The following is a 16,174-nucleotide window of genomic DNA, read 5'->3' as shown; positions in this document are numbered from 1 at the left end:
GCGAATGAGGGTGGTGCGATCTCCCCCGGCGGCGCTTCCCATCAGGAAGCGGGCCGGGCATCGGCTAGCAATAGTTCTCGTCGCGCCTTGCGCTCGGCAAGCCAGTCGGAGAATCGCTCCATGTAGAGATAGATCACCGGTGTCGTGTAGAGGGTGACCAGCTGCGAGAGCAGCAGGCCGCCAACGATGGATACGCCAAGCGGCTTGCGCAGCTCCGAGCCGATGCCATTGCCGAGCGCCAGGGGCAAGGCACCGAGCAAGGCGGCCGCGGTGGTCATCATGATCGGGCGGAAGCGCAACAGGCACGCACGGCGGATCGCTTCCTGCGCGTTCAGCCCGGTACGTTTCGCCTCGATCGCAAAGTCGATCATCATGATCGCGTTCTTCTTCACGATACCGATCAGCAGCACGATGCCGACGATGCCATCCACCGACAGGGTCATGCCGCACATCAGCAGCGCAAGCAATGCGCCCACGCCGGCCGGAGGCAAGGTGGAGATGATCGTCAGCGGGTGGATGTAGCTCTCATAGAGCACGCCCAGCACGATATAGATCACGATGATCGAGGCCAGCAGCAGAAGCACTTCGTCGCCGACCGACGAGGAGAACTCCGCGGCCTTGCCGATGAACTGCCCACGTACCTGCGGCGGGAAGTTGAGCTGCTGTTCCACTTCGTGGATGGCCGAGACCGCCTCGGAAAGCGACTTGCCCTGGGCCAGGTTGAACGAGATCGTTACCGCCGGAAGCTGCTGCAGATGAGTGACCACGAGTGGTGCGCTGGTGACCACGGAGCTGGCCAGCGCGGCGATGGGAATCGTGCCACCCCCACCCACCTGGAAGCCGACGTTACCGGTGTTGCCGATACCGGCCGGGGTTGCCGAATTGCTCGAGGCCAGCTGGCCGAAGCTGGTGGCGTTCGAGCCGGTGAGCGCGCCGTTGCCGTTGCCGCGCACGGTCAGCTTGTTCAGCAGGTCGGAGCTGGTGCGGAACTCAGGCGCTACCTCCATCACCACGCGGTACTGGTTCAACTGCGTGAAGATGGTCGAGATCTGACGCTGGCCGAACGCGTCGTACAAGGTGTCGTCGATGGTCTGCACCGGCACGCCGAGGCGGCTGGCACTGTCACGGTCGATGGTGAGCTTCAGCGCCGTGCCCTGGTCGGCCAGGTTGTTGTCCACGTCCGACAGTTCCTTGCGCTTGCGCAGCGCGGAGGTCATCTGCTGGGCGTAGCCGGCGAGCTCGGCGGAGTTCACGTCGGACAGCGAGTACTGGTATTCGGTCGCCGAGACCTGGCTGTCGAGCGTGACGTCCTGCACGGGCTTCAGGTACAGCGCGACGCCGGCGATGTTCGCCACAGCCTTCTGCAGGCGCGGCAGGAGGTCGTCGAGCGAGGCGCGGTCGCTGCGATCCTTCAGAACGAGCGAAAGCTGGCCCTGGTTGAGCGTGGGATTGATCGCGCCCGCACCGATGAAGGCGGCGACGCCGGCGACGGCCGGATCCTTCGCCAGCGCATCGGCTACGGCCTTGGTGCGCTGTTCCATCTGCGGAAAGGCTACGTTCTGGTCGGCCTGCACGACAGCCGTGATCAGGCCCGTGTCCTGCTCGGGCAGCAGGCCCTTGGGGATGACGATGTAGAGCACCACGGTCAATGCCACGGTGAGTGCGGCGACGACCATGGTCAGCGGACGGTGGTCGAGCACCCAGTCCAGGCTGCTGCCGTAGCCATCGACGATGCGCGACCAGGTGGTGTGCTTGCCCGAGGCCGAAGCGTGCTCGTGCGCGTCGTCCGCGTCCGGCAGCTCGTCAGCCTTAAGCAGATAGGCGCACATCATCGGCGTGAGGGTCAGCGAGACCAGCATGGAAATGGCGACGGCGATCGTCAGCACCCAGGCGAACTCGTGGAACAGGCGGCCGGTCACGCCGGGCATCAGCAGCAGCGGCAGGAACACCGCGATCAGCGACACGGTCAGCGACAGGACGGTGAAGCCGATTTCCTTTGCGCCGATTTCCGCGGCGGTCTTGGCGTCGTGACCCTGCTCGATGTAGCGGACGATGTTCTCGATCATCACGATCGCGTCGTCGACGACGAAGCCCGTGGCGACCGCGAGCGCCATCAACGAGAGGTTATCCAGCGACATGCCGGCGAAGGCCATGACGCCGAAGGTGCCGACCAGCGACAGCGGCACGGCGACCGACGGAATCACCGTGGCCCACAGGCGGCGCAGGAAGACGAAGATCACCGCGACGACGAGGAAGATCGTCAGGATCAGGGTGAACTGGACGTCTTCGACCGAGGCGCGGATGGTGATCGTGCGGTCCGAGAACACCTTCAGGTGGACGTCGGCCGGGAGTACCTTCTGCAGGTCGGGAATGGTCTGGCGGATCTGCTGCACCGTCTGCACGATGTTCGCGCCGGGCTGGCGGCGGATGTCGAGCAGCACGGCGGGCTTGCCATTCGCCCAGGCGGCGAGCTGATCGTTCTCGACACCGTCGATCACATTGGCCACATCGGAAAGACGCACGGGTGCGCCGTTCTTGTAGGCGATGATGGTGCCTTTGTACTCGGCGGCGTCGACCAGCTGGTCGTTGGTGCCGATGCTGTAGGACTGGGTCTTGCCGTTGAGCGTGCCCTTGGGCGCGTTGACGTTGGCCTGCGTGAGCGAGCTGCGCACGTCTTCCATGGTCAGGCCGAGGTTGGCCAGCTGCGCGGGATTGATCTGGATGCGCACGGCCGGACGCACGTTGCCGGCAATCGACACAAGGCCCACGCCCTGCACCTGCGCCAGCTTCTGCGCGATGATCGAGTCGGCGAAGTTGTTCACGTCGCGCAGCGGCAGGCTGTCCGAGGTGAGCATCAGCGTCATGATCGGCGCGTCCGCCGGGTTCACGCGGTTATAGACGGGCGGATAAGGCAGGTTGTTCGGCAGCGTGCCGCGTGCCTGGTTGATCTCCGCTTGCACGTCCTGCGCGGCGATGTCGATATCGCGATCCATGGCGAACTGCAGCACGATCGTCGAAAGGCCTGCCGAGGAGTCCGAGCTCATCGAGGTCAGGCCGGAAATCTGGCCGAAGTTACGCTCCAGCGGCGTCGTGACCAGGGCTGCCATCGTCGTGGCGCTGGCACCCGGGTACTGCGTGGTGACGACCATGCTCGGCGCACTGATCTCCGGCAGCGCCGACACCGGTAGCTGGCGGTAGCCGAGGATACCGAGCAACAGCACCGCCACCATCAGCAGCGAGGTCGCGATCGGTCGGCGAATGAAGAGTGTCGAAAAACCCACGTTTGTGTCCTGGTGTCGGGACCTTGCGGTCCGTGGTCGGCGCGTCCGTCATGGACGCGCCACGCGCTCTGTCAACCGCCGCGCTTGCCGCCCTGGCGACCCTGCTTGCCAGCCTGCTGCGATTTCTGCAGCTCGTCGGCCGTGGGTGCGGCAGGCACCTGGCCCGGCGCCAGCGGCTGGATTTTCGAACCCGGCTTGAGACGGAACTGGCCCTCGGTGACGACCTTGTCGCCGACCTTCACGCCCTTGGTGAGCATGACGTGGCTGTCGCCGACCTCGGTGGCGGTTTCCACCGCCTGCATCTTGACCGTGTTGTCGCCCTGCACGAGGTACACGTAGTCGCCGTCCGGACCGCGCTGCACCGCCTGCGCGGGCACCACGAGACCGTTCTTCACCGTGCGCACCTTGAGCTGCACGTTGACGAACTGGCCCGGCCACAGCTGGGTCTTCTCGTTGTCGAACAGCGAGCGCAGGCGGAACGTGCCGGTGCTGGTGTCGATGGTGTTGTCGAGCACGTCCAGGTGGCCCGTGGCGATGGCGTGCGAATCGACCCGGTCGAGTGCGGAAACTTCCAGGGCGGACAGCGAGCCATCCGTCGTCGAGCCGCGGACCAGGTCGAGGTTTTTTTCCGGCAGGAAGAACATGACGTAGATCGGGTGCAGCTCGGTGAGCGTCACGATCGCATCGGTGGTGGCGACGATGTTGCCGGCGTCCACCGAGCGGATGCCGGCGAGGCCGTCGATCGGCGCGATGACCTTGGTGAAGCCCAGCTGCACCTGCGCCGCACGGATCGCGGCCTGGTCGGCGTTGGCGGTGGCCACGGCCTGGTCGAGGCTGTTCTTCAGGTTGTCCAGGTCCTGCTTGGACACGTACTGCTGGCCACCCTTGCTGACCAGGTTCGTCGAACGGTCGAGGTTGTTCTTCGCCGTGGCCGCGAGGGCCTGGTCCTGCTTGAGCTTGGCGACAGACTGGTCGTACTGGGACTGGATCGTGCGGGGATCGATTTCCGCGATGACGTCGCCCTTCTTCACTTCCTGGCCTTCCTGGAAGTTCAGCTTCATCAGCTGGCCGCCCACCTGCGGGCGCACGGTGACCGTGTTACGTGCCTGCACGGTGCCGAGGGCCGTGAGATAGACCGGCACGTCCTGGCTGGCCACGGGAACGACCGTGACCGGCACCGGCGGCTGGTCCTTGCCCTGCCCCTCTCCATTGGCCTGAGCGCCCGCCGCAGCGTCGCCTGCTTTGCCATGGTGCCTGACGATGAAGAAGCCCGCGACCAGCACGACAACAATGACGGCCAGCGCGATTTTCCAGAAACGCGACATGTAAAACTCCTAGATGGATAACCGCTCGGAGGCCCCGCTCCGACCGGGCGCGCCGTGCGCCAAGGGGGTTATACCCCCAGAAGGTTAAGGATCGACGGCGCCAATGTTAGGTGTTGGGGAACGGAATTGAACAATGCCGGTTGACAGGGGTACACCATGACTGACGACATGTCTCCCCTGCCACCCGACCCTTTGCGACGCCGATCTCAAGACCGCTGACTCGCGCGAGGGTTCCGTTATACTCGCCCGGTTCGACGCCGCATCGCGGCCGCAGGCACGCCGGATCCCGGGGAGGGGACGGCACACCCAATTTCAGTGGAGTCAATGCGTGAGCGGTTCTCCGAGCAAGTCCGACCAGAACTTCCTGCGTCAGTTCTCAATGCTGAGCGCCGGTCTCAGTGTCCTGACCGTCCTGTTGATGGTCCTGGCCTACGTCATCTACAGCAACATCCCGAAAGACCAGGACCCCGCCGTCGCCAAGCGGACCGAGGCCCGGATCGCCCCCGTCGGCGCCGTGTACGCCGGTGACACCGGGCGCGCCGCCATGCTGGCCGCCCAGGAAGCCGCGGCCAAGCTCGCTGCTTCACAGGTGGCTTACGGCGGCAGCACCGACGGCAAGACCATCTACGACAACCTCTGCCACAGCTGCCACACCGCTGGCGTGGCCGGCGCACCGAAGGTCGGCGACAAATCCGCCTGGGGTGCCCGTATCGCCGAAGGCATCGCCACGCTGACCAAGCACGCGATCGAGGGCTATACCGGCCCGGACGGCAATCACATGCCGCCCAAGGGTGGCAATCCCTCCCTGACCGACGAGCAGGTCGGCAATACGGTGAAGTGGATGGTTGATCAGGCGAAGTAAGCCCGGTCCGCCTGGTTCATCGAAACGCCGCCCCGGGGCGGCGTTTTTTGTGGCTCTGTGGGGGCCGGCTATGCCGGCGACGGGGCTGAGGGAGCCGGGCTATCGCCGCTGAAGCGGCTCCCACACCACTCGCGGGCGAATTCCCTCAGCTGCGGGAAGAACCGCTCGAAGGTGCCACGGAGCATCGTGTCCTCCGAGAGCAGCAATGGCATGGCGTCGGCGACGGGATTGGCGCGCGACAACCGCTGGGAAATCCCGCGCAGGGCCTTGCCGATCGCCTCGGACTGGAGGTAGCCGGCCGGCAGGTCGTTGGCGTCCATGTAGCCGAGGAAGCGCTTGAGCGTGTCGGGAAGGATCGGCATGGCCGCATGCATCTCGTCGCGCAATCCGGTCGAAAAATCAGCCAGGGGTCGAGCAGACCAGTTGCCAAAATCCCTTGCCAGGCAATGGTCGAACCACATGTCCAGCAGGATCCCCGCGTAACGGCGGAAGGGTGCCGGGAGGCGCTCACGAGCGGCGCGCACTTCATCATGGCTGTCGGTGAAGACATCGATCGCCCGATGCAGGTAAATCCCGTCGCGTACTCGTGGCGGCAAGGCCACATCGGGCGTGCCACGGACGAAATCGCCCATCACACCGCCCAGCCGCAGGGCCGCGTCATCGCCCGCCAGCAGGGCGTGGGCCAGGATGTTCATGGCGCGGGTATCATGAAGGGCATGAGCGAACATTTATCTGAAGCGCCGGAGCATTTTCCGGACGAGACCGCCAGCTTCGCGCTCGCGGGCCCCGCGGGCAAGCTGGAATGCGAGGCCCGCGCAGCCAGCCCCGATGTCGCCCGTGACGCTATCGCCGTCATCTGTCATCCCCTGTCCACCGACGGCGGCAGCATGCGCAACAAGGTGGTGACGATGATCGAGCGCTCGCTGCGCGAAGCCGGTGTCGACACGATCATCTTCAACTTCCGCAGCGTCGGTGGCTCCGAAGGCGAGTTCGACAGCGGCAACGGCGAAAGCGACGACCTCGCCGCCGTGGTGGCCTGGGCGCGCAGGACCCGCCCCGGCGCGGCGCTTTGGCTCGCCGGCTTCTCGTTCGGCAGCTACGTGACGCTGCGTAACGCCGTGAGCCTCCATGCCGACGCGCTCATCAGCGTTGCCCCGCCCGCGGCGGGTCGCGGCTGGGACTTCGGTCCGCTGGACCTTCCCACCTGCCCATGGCTGGTGGTGATGGGCGACGCCGACGAGATCGTCGAACCCAAGGCCGTCTACGACTGGATCGAGAGCCTGCCAGAAGAGCGGCGGCCGCAGCTGGTCCGGATGGAAGACACCAGCCACTTCTTCCATCGCCGCCTGATGGACCTGCGCGGGGCGATCAAGAACGCCGTGAAGGGGTGGCTGCCGGGACCGCGTGCCGCATGAACTGCACGGAATCGACACCGGGCGAACGCTACCAGGACGGCATCGCGGGCCACCGCTGGGAATCCGATCCCGCGCAGTTGCCCGTCATCGCGGAATTCGACCGCCTCCACGCGGCGCTCTGCGCACCGGAGCCCGCGGCCAGCGGCCTTTTCGGGCGCCTGCGCAACATCCTCGGCAGCGAGCCGCGCAAGGCCGTGCGCGGCCTGTACCTGTGGGGAAGCGTCGGTCGTGGCAAGACCTTCCTGATGGACCTGTTCGTGTCCAGTCTCGCACCGGGGCTGGCACTGCGCCGCCACTTCCATCGCTTCATGCTCGAGGTTCACGCGATGATGCGCGAGCTCGGTGAGCGGCAGAACCCGCTCGACGAAGTCGCCGAGCGCCTCGCCGCCAAGTGCCGCGTGCTCTGCCTGGACGAGTTCCTCGTTTCCGACATCGGCGACGCGATGATCCTCGCCGGCCTGCTCGATGGGTTGTTCGCCCGCGGGGTGACCCTGGTCACCACGTCCAACACGCCGCCGTCGGGCCTTTACAAGGGCGGCCTGCAGCGCGCCCGTTTCCTGCCGGCGATCGCCGCGATCGAAGCGCAGTGCGTGGTGCACGAGATGATCTCGCCCCGCGACTGGCGCCTGCGCGCGCTCAGCCAGGCCTCGGTGTACATGGTCCCCCCGGGTGCGGAAGCCGAGCGCTCGCTTGCCCGCATATTCACCGGCCAGGCCCAGGGCGAGACCATGGATGGCGGCTCGATCCTGCTGAACAACCGCGAGATTCCGGTGCGCAAGCGCGCCGAGAACATCGTCTGGTTCGACTTCGCCGCCCTGTGCGAAGGTCCGCGTGCCGTCGCCGACTACATCGCACTGGCGCGGATGTATCCCGCCGTCATCGTTTCCAACGTGCCGCAGTTCACCGTTTACTCCGAGAACGAGGCCAAGCGGTTCGTGCTGCTGGTGGATGAATTCTACGATCGTCACGTCAAGCTCGTGCTTTCCGCCGCCGCGCCGATCACCGACCTGTACGATGGCAACAAAGTCCGCGCCGAGTTCGGACGCACCGAATCTCGTCTCATCGAGATGCAGAGTGAGGACTACCTTGGCCGTGACCATAAACCCTGATTCGGCGCGGACGCGGACGGCTGTTCGCTCGCGGTGCGCCACCTTCATGCTTTGCGGGCGGGTCTCCCGCGCCACCTGACGAGGACAGCCATGGAACATTGCGAACTGGTTCCCGGTCGCGGCATCCGCCGCGACACCACCGATATCTTCTTCGGCATGCCACGCAAGAAGCTTCGCGACGCGCTCGGCTGGAAGGCCGGCGGCGAGAACATGTGGGACGACGAAGACGAGTACAGCACGCCCGCCGGCGACGACTGGCTCCGCCTGCGCTTCCTCGACGACAAGCTCTGCGACATCGAAGTCATGGGCGGCAACCTCGTCCATGAAGGCGTCGAGCTGGTCGCCACCACCCTGCCCGCATTGCGTGTTGCCCTGAAGAAGGCCGGCATGGCACTGGAGAAAACCCAGTGGCTGTCCGAAGGACACGATTGCGTCGACCTGCAGATTGTCGTCGCGTCGAAGGAAGACGCCGGCGATGTCGGTGAGGAAATCGAGTGGGTCATCACCAGTTCCGACTTCCGCGTCGAATGAAACACCAGGCTGCCACCGTCGCCAGGCCACCGCGCCTCGCGGTGGTGGCCCTGTTCCTCCTGCTACTGGCAGGTTGCGCCACGACGCCCGCCGTCGCGCCGCAACGCAGCGCGCTCGCGCACTGGACACCATCGCCCAATTTCAACGTACGCAAGGCGCAGCTGATCGTGCTGCATCACACCTCCATCGGTGACGCCACGGCGGCACTGCGGGTGCTGAGCACACGCAACAGCGAAGGCCCGGTCAGCGCGCATTACCTGGTCGAAGCGGACGGCCGCATCGACCAGCTCGTGGACGACAACGCACGCGCCTGGCACGCCGGCGCCTCGCGTTGGGCTGGCATGACCGACATCAACTCCTCATCCATCGGCATCGAGATCGACAACGACGGCAACTCGCCGTTCACCCAGCCGCAGATCCAGGCGTTGGTGAACCTTCTCGCGGATATCACCTCGCGACTGGGCATTCCGCGCGAAGCGGTGGTCGGCCATGGCGATATCGCGCCGGGGCGAAAGAACGATCCCAGCGTGCAGTTCCCCTGGGCAACGCTGGCCCGTTATGGATTCGGGCTGTGGCCGGATGCCGTGCTCATACCTGCGCCGCCGAGCTTTGACAGCCTCGCGGCGATGCGTCTGGTGGGTTACGACGTGAGCGATCCGCGTAACGCGATCATCGCCTTCCATCGGCACTACCGCGCGATGGAAAGCGATGCCCTCGATGCAACCGACGCCGCGATCCTGTATTCGCTGCAACGTAAGCTGATGGCGCCGCGGTAGTACAGCGCCGCACTGATTCCTTTGACCCTTCGAGTATTCCGGGGCGGGCTCGCCAGTAATGCAAGACGAACTTCTCTTTCGTCAGAACGAGAACGACGAAAACGCGGCGATCGTTTTCTCGACGGCGGCATCGTCGATATCCAGGTGCGTCACCAACCGGATCGACGGCAGGTAACCGATGCTCAAGCGCACGCCGGCCTTTGTCATGTGCGCGGCGAGGTCCTTCAGGCGCGCCGCCGGCGCATCGAGGAACACCATGTTGGTGTGGCAGGCCGTCACGTTCAGCCCATCGATCCGACGAAGGCCTTCGGCCAGACGGCTTGCGCGCGCATGGTCGTCGGCGAGCCGTTCCACGTGATGATCCAGCGCGTGCATCGCCGCGGCGGCGAGCATGCCTGCCTGGCGCCAGCCGCCGCCGGTGACTTTCTTCCAGCGACGGGCCCGTTCAATGAAAGGAGAAGAGCCGAGCAACACCGAGCCCACGGGCGCACCCAACCCCTTCGAAAGGCAAACCGAGACGCTGTCGAAGCCGGCGGCGACCTCGCGCGCCGGGCGACCGTAGGCGATGGCGGCGTTGTAAAGGCGAGCGCCATCGAGATGCAACCCAAGGCCACGACGAGTCGCCAATTCACGGGCCTTCGCCATATAGCCAAATTCCAGCGTACGGCCGTGCCAGGTGTTCTCGAGTGCAAGCAGTCGTGACCGGGCGAAATGGGGATCGACCGGCTTGATCGCGGCCTCGACCTTGTCCAGCGGCAGGCTGCCGTCGGCATCCTGCGGAATCGGCTGCGGCTGGATGGAACCGAGGACGGCAGCGCCACCGCCTTCGAAGCGATAGGTGTGCGCATCCGCGCCGACGATGTACTCGTCGCCACGTTCGCAATGGGCCATCAGACCGATCAGATTGCTTTGCGTGCCTGTCGGAACGAAGAGCGCGGCGGCAAAACCCAACTCGCCGGCGAGACGCTCCTGTAATGCATTGACCGTCGGGTCTTCGCCATAGACATCGTCGCCGACCGGCGCGCGCAGCATCGCTTCGCGCATGGCGTCGGTGGGCTGGGTGACGGTGTCGCTGCGCAGGTCGATCGTTTCCATGGGGGCATGTCGTTGGGGAACCAGCGTCGGATAGTACGCCTTGTGGGAGCCGCTTCAGCGGCGATGCGGGTGCTCGCCGGAGCTTCGCCGCTGAAGCGGCTCCCACACCTGGCTTCCATACCTGGCTCCCACACTTCACGAATCCTCAGCCAGAACTGCGGCATCATGGGCGCCATGATCACCATCGTCATGGGCGTTTCCGGTAGCGGCAAGAGCACGATCGGCGAAGGCCTGGCGACCCGGCTGGGCCAGCACTTCATCGACGGCGACAGCCTGCATCCCCCTGCAAACCGCGAGAAAATGGCGCACGGCATTCCTCTTGACGATGCGGATCGCCAGCCCTGGCTGGAAGCGATCGTGGCGGAGATGGATCGGCACCGCGAGCGCGGCGAGTCGCTGGTACTGGCATGTTCGGCGCTGAAGCAGCGGTACCGCGATTTTTTGCGAGGCGGACACGATGACGTGCGCTTTGTCTATCTCCATGCGTCACGCGACCTTCTTGCCGAACGTCTCGGCCATCGAAGCGGACACTTCTTCGACCCACACCTCCTCGACAGTCAGCTTGCGACGCTGGAGGAACCGTCGCCGGACGAGGCGCAGCGCGTTGACGTTGGCCTTGCACCTGCGGAAGCCATCGAGTGCATCATCCGGGCGGATTGCCCGCAGGGGACGGCCGCGACGAACGCGCCGGGAGTCTGAGGTCACGAAGCGGCCTCACGGCCGATAATGACTCGGCGACTTTCCGAGGACACGGCGGAACATCGTCGAGAAACTCGTCGGGCTTTCATAGCCGAGGTCCAGTGCCACGGTGGTCACTGCTTCACCGGCAGCCAGCCGCGGTAGTGCGACGAGCAGGCAGGCCTGTTGCCGCCACTGCGCGAAGCTCGTGCCCGTTTCACGGCGGAACAGTCGGGTGAAACGACGGCGATGCATGCCGAGCCCGGCCGCCCAGTCGTCGATGGTCTCGCTCATGCGCGGTTGCTCGAGAAAGGCGGCACAACGCGCGGCGAGCGGCGGGTATGTGGGCAAGGGCAACGCCAGGGGAATCGTCGGCGCGCGGGCGATCTCCTCGACCACCAGGGACATCAGCAGCCCATCGCGTCCTTCCTGGTCATATTCACGCGGCACGTCTACGGCGGCGACGAGCAAGGCGCGTAGCAAGGGTGCCACCGCCAGCACGCGGCAATGCTCGCCGAGCGCGGCGCTGGCAGCCTGTTCGATATAGACGCTACGCGTGCTTACGCTTCCGACCATGCGCACCGAATGCGGCGTGCCGCCGGGTATCCACACCGCTCGCTCGGGCGGCGCGATCCACGCACCTTCCGGCGTCGTCACCGCGACCGTTCCGGACGCCGCGTATAACAGCTGACCACGACGGTGCTGGTGCGTGGCCAGTTCGAAGGAGGTGGGGTATTCGTGGCCGCGCGACACCACGGGCCGGGGCACGGCTTCGAACGCCACGGGGTCATACTTCACGATCATTGTCCCGATCTCGAACGTGTGTGACCCATATCCTAGCGCGGGACGCATGAAGGCGTGGTCTCATAGGCCTCCCCCGATCCCCAGGACGACTCCATGCAAGCGCCAGCCAGCGTGACGGTGGATGCACCGCGCGCGGACCCGACAGTATTCGGTGTGATCTTCGCGATCAGCTTCTGCCACCTGCTCAACGACATGATGCAATCGCTGCTGCCTGCGATTTATCCGGGCTTGAAAGAAGGCTTTCATCTCGACTTCGGCCAGATCGGCCTGATCACGCTGACCTACCAGATCACCGCCTCGATCCTGCAACCGCTGGTCGGTCTGTACGCGGATCGCCGGCCGACGCCGCTGGCCCTTCCCGGTGGCACGCTGTTCTCGCTGGCGGGCCTGCTGGTGCTGTCCATCGCGCACACCTATCCGATGTTGCTCGTCGGCGCCTCGCTGCTCGGCATGGGTTCGTCGGTGTTTCATCCGGAATCCTCGCGCGTGGCACGCATGGCCTCAGGCGGCCGGCACGGTCTGGCGCAGTCGTTATTCCAGGTAGGTGGCAATGCGGGCCAGGCACTCGGACCGCTGGCCGCCGCTGTCGTCGTCGTGCGCTGGGGCCAGTCGAGCCTGGCCTTCTTTGCCTTGCTGGCCTTGCTCTCCGGCGCCATCCTCTGGAACGTCGGCCAGTGGTACAAGCACCACGGCCTGCCGCGACTGACAGCAAGCGCCGCGAAGCAACCCGCCGTGACGCATACCAGCGCCGAGGCCAAGCGCGGCATCGCCGTGCTGCTCGCGCTGATCTTCTCCAAGTACGTTTACCTGGCCAGCCTGACCAGCTACTTCACGTTCTACCTGATCCACCGCTTCAACGTGTCGGTGGAGAGCGCGCAGTTGCATCTGTTCGTGTTCCTTGGCGCGGTCGCAGTCGGCACGATCCTCGGCGGGCCCGTTGGCGATCGATTCGGCCGCAAGCGGGTGATCTGGTTCTCGATCCTCGGCACCCTGCCCTTCACCCTGCTGTTGCCATATGCCAGCCTTTTCTGGACCGCGCCGCTCACGGTGGCGATCGGCCTGATCCTGGCATCGGCGTTTCCCGCCATCGTGGTGTTTGCGCAGGAACTGGTGCCCGGCAAGGTCGGCATGATCTCCGGCCTGTTCTTCGGCTTCTCGTTCGGCATGGGCGGACTGGGTGCGGCCATTCTTGGCGAGCTCGCCGATCACATCGGGATCGAGGCGGTTTACCAGATATGCGCGTTCTTGCCGCTGATCGGGTTGCTGGCGGCGTTGTTGCCTGATACCAAGAAGAGCCGGTGAGGCATCGCCGCTGAAGCGGCTCCCACAGGGGTCAAGAGCATCGCCGCTGAAGCGGCTCCCACAGGGGGGCAAGGGCATCGCCGCTGAAGCGGCTCCCACATTGGCCGTGCATCTGCGCAGGCTTTGTGTGGGAGCCGATTCATCGGCGATGCTTCCACTTCGCGCTAGATCAGCCGGGCGACCACGTCGTCGACGCCGGTGGCACCTTTCACCGAGGTCCCTTCGAAGTCGATCCAGCCTTCGTTGAAGCCATCGAGCATCCGCATCCGCGGAGTGGGATTCTTCATACCCTGGGCGACGAAACGCGATTCCCACTCGGCGCGCGGCACGATGCGCGCGGTGACATCGCGCCCCAACGCCCTGGCGAAGGCGGCGGCGATGTCGTTCGGGCTGGTTCGCTGTGAGCTTTCCAGTTCCACCACGCGCACACCGGTGGAGGTCTCGCCGAGCAGTTTCGCGGCCAGCTCGCCGATGTCCTTCGTGGCGACCATGGGAACCTTGCGATCGAGCGGGTAGAGATAGCTGTCGATGACACCCGTGTCGCGGGCCGAGGAGACATCCCACTGGGCGTTCTCGAAAAACCAGCCGGCGCGCAGGAAGGTCACGGGCATGGGCAACTGGCCGAGCACCTCTTCCATCCGGCCCAGCTGCGAGAGCAGGTTTTCCTCGGCGGCGTGAGCACCGACGGTCGACAGCACGACTACGCGGTCCGGCCGGGCGGCGAGCAGGGCATCGCGGATAGACGCAATGCTGCGGTTGGATTCCGGGTAGCCAGGTGAGGGATCGAACAGCGGCGGCAACAGGATGAAGATGGCCTCCGCGCCTTCGAAGGCGCGGGTCAGTGCCGGTGTGTCGTCGATCTCAGCGATGGCAAGCTCGGCACCGCGATCGGCAAAGTTCTTGCCCTTCGCGGCATCGCGAACGACAGCTCGCAGTGGTTTGCCCGCGGCGAACAGGGCGTTGGCCAGGGCGGTACCGACCTGGCCGGTGATTCCCGTGATGGCGTACATGGTGCTTTCTCCTCGTTTCGATAGGGACGAGGAGAACGATAGGCCGGCGCCACTAATGACTGAAGCGACTTATTTGCAGGTCTTTAGTGATCTTTTGTCACCTCAGGCGAACTCCGCCCAGGCGTCGGCGCCCTTCTTCACCGTGGCGGACTGACCGAAGGTAACGTCGTGGGCAGCCCGTTCCGCAGCGGAGGCGCGCGCCATCGGCTCGGCACGACCGCCGCCGTCGACGATGAAAAACGCTACCTGGTCGGTGAGCGAGTGAGCCTGGTCCTGCATCGACTTGGCCGCGGCGGCCGCCTCTTCCACCAGCGCGGCATTCTCCTGAGTTACCTGGTCGATCTGCGCGATCGCCAGGTTGACCTGGTCGACACCCGCCGACTGCTCGGCGCTGGCCGCCGCGATTTCGGCAACGATGTCGGTCACCTTCTTCACGCTGGCGACGATGTCCCGCAGAGCGACCGAGGACTGCTCGACCAGGGACGCGCCGACTTCCACGCGCTCGCCACTTTCGGCGATCAGGCCCTTGATCTCGCGCGACGCCGCGGCGCTGGACTGGGCCAGTCGACGCACTTCCGCGGCGACGACCGCGAAGCCCCTGCCCTGTTCACCGGCGCGCGCCGCTTCCACGGCGGCATTGAGGGCGAGCAGGTTAGTCTGGAACGCAATTTCGTCGATCAGGCCGACGATGTCACCGATGCGCCGGCTGGAATCACCGATGGCACGCATCGCTTCCATGGCCTCGCCGACGACAGCGCCGCCTTTCTCCGCTTCGCCACTCGCATGACGAGAGAGACGATCGGCGGCCGTGGCGTTCTCTGCATTCTGTTTCACCGTGGCGGTCATCTCTTCCATCGACGCCGCGGTTTCCTCGAGGCTGGATGCCTGCTCTTGCGTACGCTGGGAAAGATCGTCGTTGCCGCGAGCGATCTCGGCAGACGTCGTCGAGACCACGTGCGCACCTTCCTGCACTTCGGACACGATGGAAGACAGCGTGCTACGCATGCGCTCAAGCGCGCCGAGCAGGCTGGCCGACGCATACTCGCCGCCGTCGCTGCGCAGGTCGCCACCGGCAATGCGGCCGGCAATGTGCACGGCGTCGCGCGGCTCGCCACCGACGGTGGTGCGGATGCTGCTCATCGAAAGCCAGACCATCAGCAGCGCCAGCGCAGCGATGGCCCCGGACCTGAGCAGGTCCCGTCCGAGCTGGGCGCGGAACGCCGCGTCGATGTCATCGAAATAGGCACCCGAGATGAAATGCAGATCCCAGGGCTTGTACCAGCTGGAGTAGCTGATCTTGTCCTTGAGTTCGTTGGTCTTGGGCATGATCTGCGTGTAGCGCGTCATGCCGTGGCCATCTTTCGTATCGGCCTCGAGCATGGCCACGTACTGGTGGAAGCCCTTGCCGTCGGCATCGTCACGGATGTTCTTGCCAATATCGGCCGAGCGCAACGGATGCATGCGCATGGTCAGCGCCGAATCGAAGGCGAAGACGTAGCCGGTGTTGTTCGACCAACGCATCGCCTGGATGTCGTCGAGCGCGGCGACGCGTGCCTCGAGATCGCTCGTCAGGCCTTTGGCGGCGCGCGCGTGATATGCGTCCGCAATCGCGATCGCGGCCGTTACGTGCTGCTCCAGCGTGTTGGCCAGTACCGCCATCTGCACACGACGGCTTTCAATGCCTGACATGACGGTCTGACCGATCAGGCCGAGCACCACCACGGTCATGACCATCCAGACACGCGTATTCAGTGTCGTGCGGCCGAACCAGTTCTTCAATGCGGACATTTACCGTCACCCTGTTTCTACTACCCCGTGTATGAATTAACGGCCGGGGATCGCGAGGCTTTACGACGGTTTTGTGAAGAAGAGCATCGCCGCTGAAGCGGCTCCCACAGAAGACCTTTCCTGTGTGAGAGGGCCCCAAGCCCAGTGTGGGAGGCCCCCAAGCCCAGTGTGGGAAGGCCCCAAGCCCTGCGTGGGAGC

14 protein-coding genes are annotated in these 16,174 nt (G+C 65.3%); 7 read left to right on the top strand and 7 right to left on the bottom strand.

The features are described 5' to 3' along the window. Positions 1–41: 41 nt before the first annotated feature. Both C8J98_RS18130 and C8J98_RS18125 read right to left on the bottom strand, forming a co-directional pair. Complete coding sequence (locus C8J98_RS18130) at positions 42–3,281, bottom strand: efflux RND transporter permease subunit (RefSeq protein ID WP_107914621.1); 3,240 nt, start codon at positions 3,279–3,281, stop codon at positions 42–44. Between the two features lie 71 nt (positions 3,282–3,352). Then, a complete protein-coding gene (locus C8J98_RS18125; RefSeq protein ID WP_107914619.1) occupies positions 3,353–4,606 on the bottom strand; it encodes an efflux RND transporter periplasmic adaptor subunit in 1,254 nt (417 codons plus the stop codon). A 379-nt stretch (positions 4,607–4,985) separates the two neighbouring features. Between C8J98_RS18125 and C8J98_RS18120 the strand changes: the two genes are divergently transcribed. Then, the gene (locus tag C8J98_RS18120; protein WP_107914731.1) at positions 4,986–5,468 is read left to right on the top strand and encodes a c-type cytochrome; all 483 of its coding nucleotides are present in this window, start codon (positions 4,986–4,988) and stop codon (positions 5,466–5,468) included. Between the two features lie 68 nt (positions 5,469–5,536). Here C8J98_RS18120 and C8J98_RS18115 read toward each other — a convergent pair whose 3' ends face one another. Next, positions 5,537–6,163, bottom strand: a complete 627-nt coding sequence (locus C8J98_RS18115) for an ACP phosphodiesterase (RefSeq protein WP_107914617.1) — start codon at positions 6,161–6,163, stop codon at positions 5,537–5,539. Between the two features lie 21 nt (positions 6,164–6,184). Between C8J98_RS18115 and C8J98_RS18110 the strand changes: the two genes are divergently transcribed. The 4 genes from C8J98_RS18110 (at position 6,185) to C8J98_RS18095 (ending at position 9,299) form a co-directional block, all read left to right on the top strand. Further along, positions 6,185–6,883: an alpha/beta hydrolase gene (locus C8J98_RS18110; protein ID WP_107914729.1), complete on the top strand. Its 699-nt coding sequence runs from the start codon at positions 6,185–6,187 to the stop codon at positions 6,881–6,883. Then, positions 6,880–7,992 carry a cell division protein ZapE gene (gene zapE, locus C8J98_RS18105; RefSeq protein WP_107914615.1) on the top strand — a complete coding sequence of 371 codons (1,113 nt, stop codon included), beginning with the start codon at positions 6,880–6,882 and terminating at the stop codon, positions 7,990–7,992. The genes C8J98_RS18110 and zapE overlap by 4 nt, the downstream gene beginning before the upstream one ends. 90 nt (positions 7,993–8,082) lie before the next feature. Beyond that, positions 8,083–8,523, top strand: coding sequence for a hypothetical protein (locus tag C8J98_RS18100; protein WP_107914613.1), 441 nt, complete (start codon positions 8,083–8,085; stop codon positions 8,521–8,523). Further along, a complete protein-coding gene (locus tag C8J98_RS18095; RefSeq protein WP_107914611.1) occupies positions 8,520–9,299 on the top strand; it encodes an N-acetylmuramoyl-L-alanine amidase in 780 nt (259 codons plus the stop codon). The genes C8J98_RS18100 and C8J98_RS18095 overlap by 4 nt, the downstream gene beginning before the upstream one ends. Before the next feature lie 81 nt (positions 9,300–9,380). Here the strand turns inward: C8J98_RS18095 and ltaE are convergent, their stop codons facing one another. Further along, entirely contained in the window at positions 9,381–10,394 is a 1,014-nt protein-coding gene (ltaE, locus tag C8J98_RS18090; RefSeq protein ID WP_107914609.1) for a low-specificity L-threonine aldolase, read from the bottom strand. A gap of 165 nt (positions 10,395–10,559) precedes the next feature. Here ltaE and C8J98_RS18085 point away from each other — a divergent pair, with 165 nt between their 5' ends. Further along, the gene (locus tag C8J98_RS18085) at positions 10,560–11,093 is read left to right on the top strand and encodes a gluconokinase (protein ID WP_233260280.1); all 534 of its coding nucleotides are present in this window, start codon (positions 10,560–10,562) and stop codon (positions 11,091–11,093) included. A gap of 15 nt (positions 11,094–11,108) precedes the next feature. Here C8J98_RS18085 and C8J98_RS18080 read toward each other — a convergent pair whose 3' ends face one another. Continuing rightward, the gene (locus C8J98_RS18080) at positions 11,109–11,870 is read right to left on the bottom strand and encodes a helix-turn-helix transcriptional regulator (protein ID WP_233260279.1); all 762 of its coding nucleotides are present in this window, start codon (positions 11,868–11,870) and stop codon (positions 11,109–11,111) included. A gap of 99 nt (positions 11,871–11,969) precedes the next feature. Here C8J98_RS18080 and C8J98_RS18075 point away from each other — a divergent pair, with 99 nt between their 5' ends. Beyond that, positions 11,970–13,178, top strand: coding sequence for an MFS transporter (locus C8J98_RS18075; protein ID WP_107914605.1), 1,209 nt, complete (start codon positions 11,970–11,972; stop codon positions 13,176–13,178). Between the two features lie 164 nt (positions 13,179–13,342). Here C8J98_RS18075 and C8J98_RS18070 read toward each other — a convergent pair whose 3' ends face one another. Together C8J98_RS18070 and C8J98_RS18065 are read right to left on the bottom strand one after the other, a co-directional pair. After that, positions 13,343–14,188: an NmrA family NAD(P)-binding protein gene (locus tag C8J98_RS18070; RefSeq protein WP_107914603.1), complete on the bottom strand. Its 846-nt coding sequence runs from the start codon at positions 14,186–14,188 to the stop codon at positions 13,343–13,345. A gap of 102 nt (positions 14,189–14,290) precedes the next feature. Then, complete coding sequence (locus tag C8J98_RS18065; RefSeq protein WP_107914601.1) at positions 14,291–15,976, bottom strand: methyl-accepting chemotaxis protein; 1,686 nt, start codon at positions 15,974–15,976, stop codon at positions 14,291–14,293. Between the last annotated feature and the right edge of the window lie 198 nt (positions 15,977–16,174).

Origin of the sequence: Luteibacter sp. OK325, from assembly GCF_003050935.1 — a bacterium.
In the GTDB taxonomy this organism is placed as follows: domain Bacteria; phylum Pseudomonadota; class Gammaproteobacteria; order Xanthomonadales; family Rhodanobacteraceae; genus Luteibacter.
Note: the sequence above shows the minus strand (reverse complement) of the source record. Positions and strands in the feature narration are given on the sequence as shown.

Coding starts and splice junctions, on each gene's coding strand:
- C8J98_RS18125 (WP_107914619.1), bottom strand. CDS start 4,606: ATGTCGCGTTTCTGGAAAATCGCGCTGGCCGTCATTGTTGTCGTGCTG.
- C8J98_RS18120 (WP_107914731.1), top strand. CDS start 4,986: ATGCTGAGCGCCGGTCTCAGTGTCCTGACCGTCCTGTTGATGGTCCTG.
- C8J98_RS18115 (WP_107914617.1), bottom strand. CDS start 6,163: ATGAACATCCTGGCCCACGCCCTGCTGGCGGGCGATGACGCGGCCCTG.
- C8J98_RS18110 (WP_107914729.1), top strand. CDS start 6,185: ATGAGCGAACATTTATCTGAAGCGCCGGAGCATTTTCCGGACGAGACC.
- zapE (WP_107914615.1), top strand. CDS start 6,880: ATGAACTGCACGGAATCGACACCGGGCGAACGCTACCAGGACGGCATC.
- C8J98_RS18100 (WP_107914613.1), top strand. CDS start 8,083: ATGGAACATTGCGAACTGGTTCCCGGTCGCGGCATCCGCCGCGACACC.
- C8J98_RS18095 (WP_107914611.1), top strand. CDS start 8,520: ATGAAACACCAGGCTGCCACCGTCGCCAGGCCACCGCGCCTCGCGGTG.
- ltaE (WP_107914609.1), bottom strand. CDS start 10,394: ATGGAAACGATCGACCTGCGCAGCGACACCGTCACCCAGCCCACCGAC.
- C8J98_RS18085 (WP_233260280.1), top strand. CDS start 10,560: ATGGGCGCCATGATCACCATCGTCATGGGCGTTTCCGGTAGCGGCAAG.
- C8J98_RS18075 (WP_107914605.1), top strand. CDS start 11,970: ATGCAAGCGCCAGCCAGCGTGACGGTGGATGCACCGCGCGCGGACCCG.
- C8J98_RS18070 (WP_107914603.1), bottom strand. CDS start 14,188: ATGTACGCCATCACGGGAATCACCGGCCAGGTCGGTACCGCCCTGGCC.
- C8J98_RS18065 (WP_107914601.1), bottom strand. CDS start 15,976: ATGTCCGCATTGAAGAACTGGTTCGGCCGCACGACACTGAATACGCGT.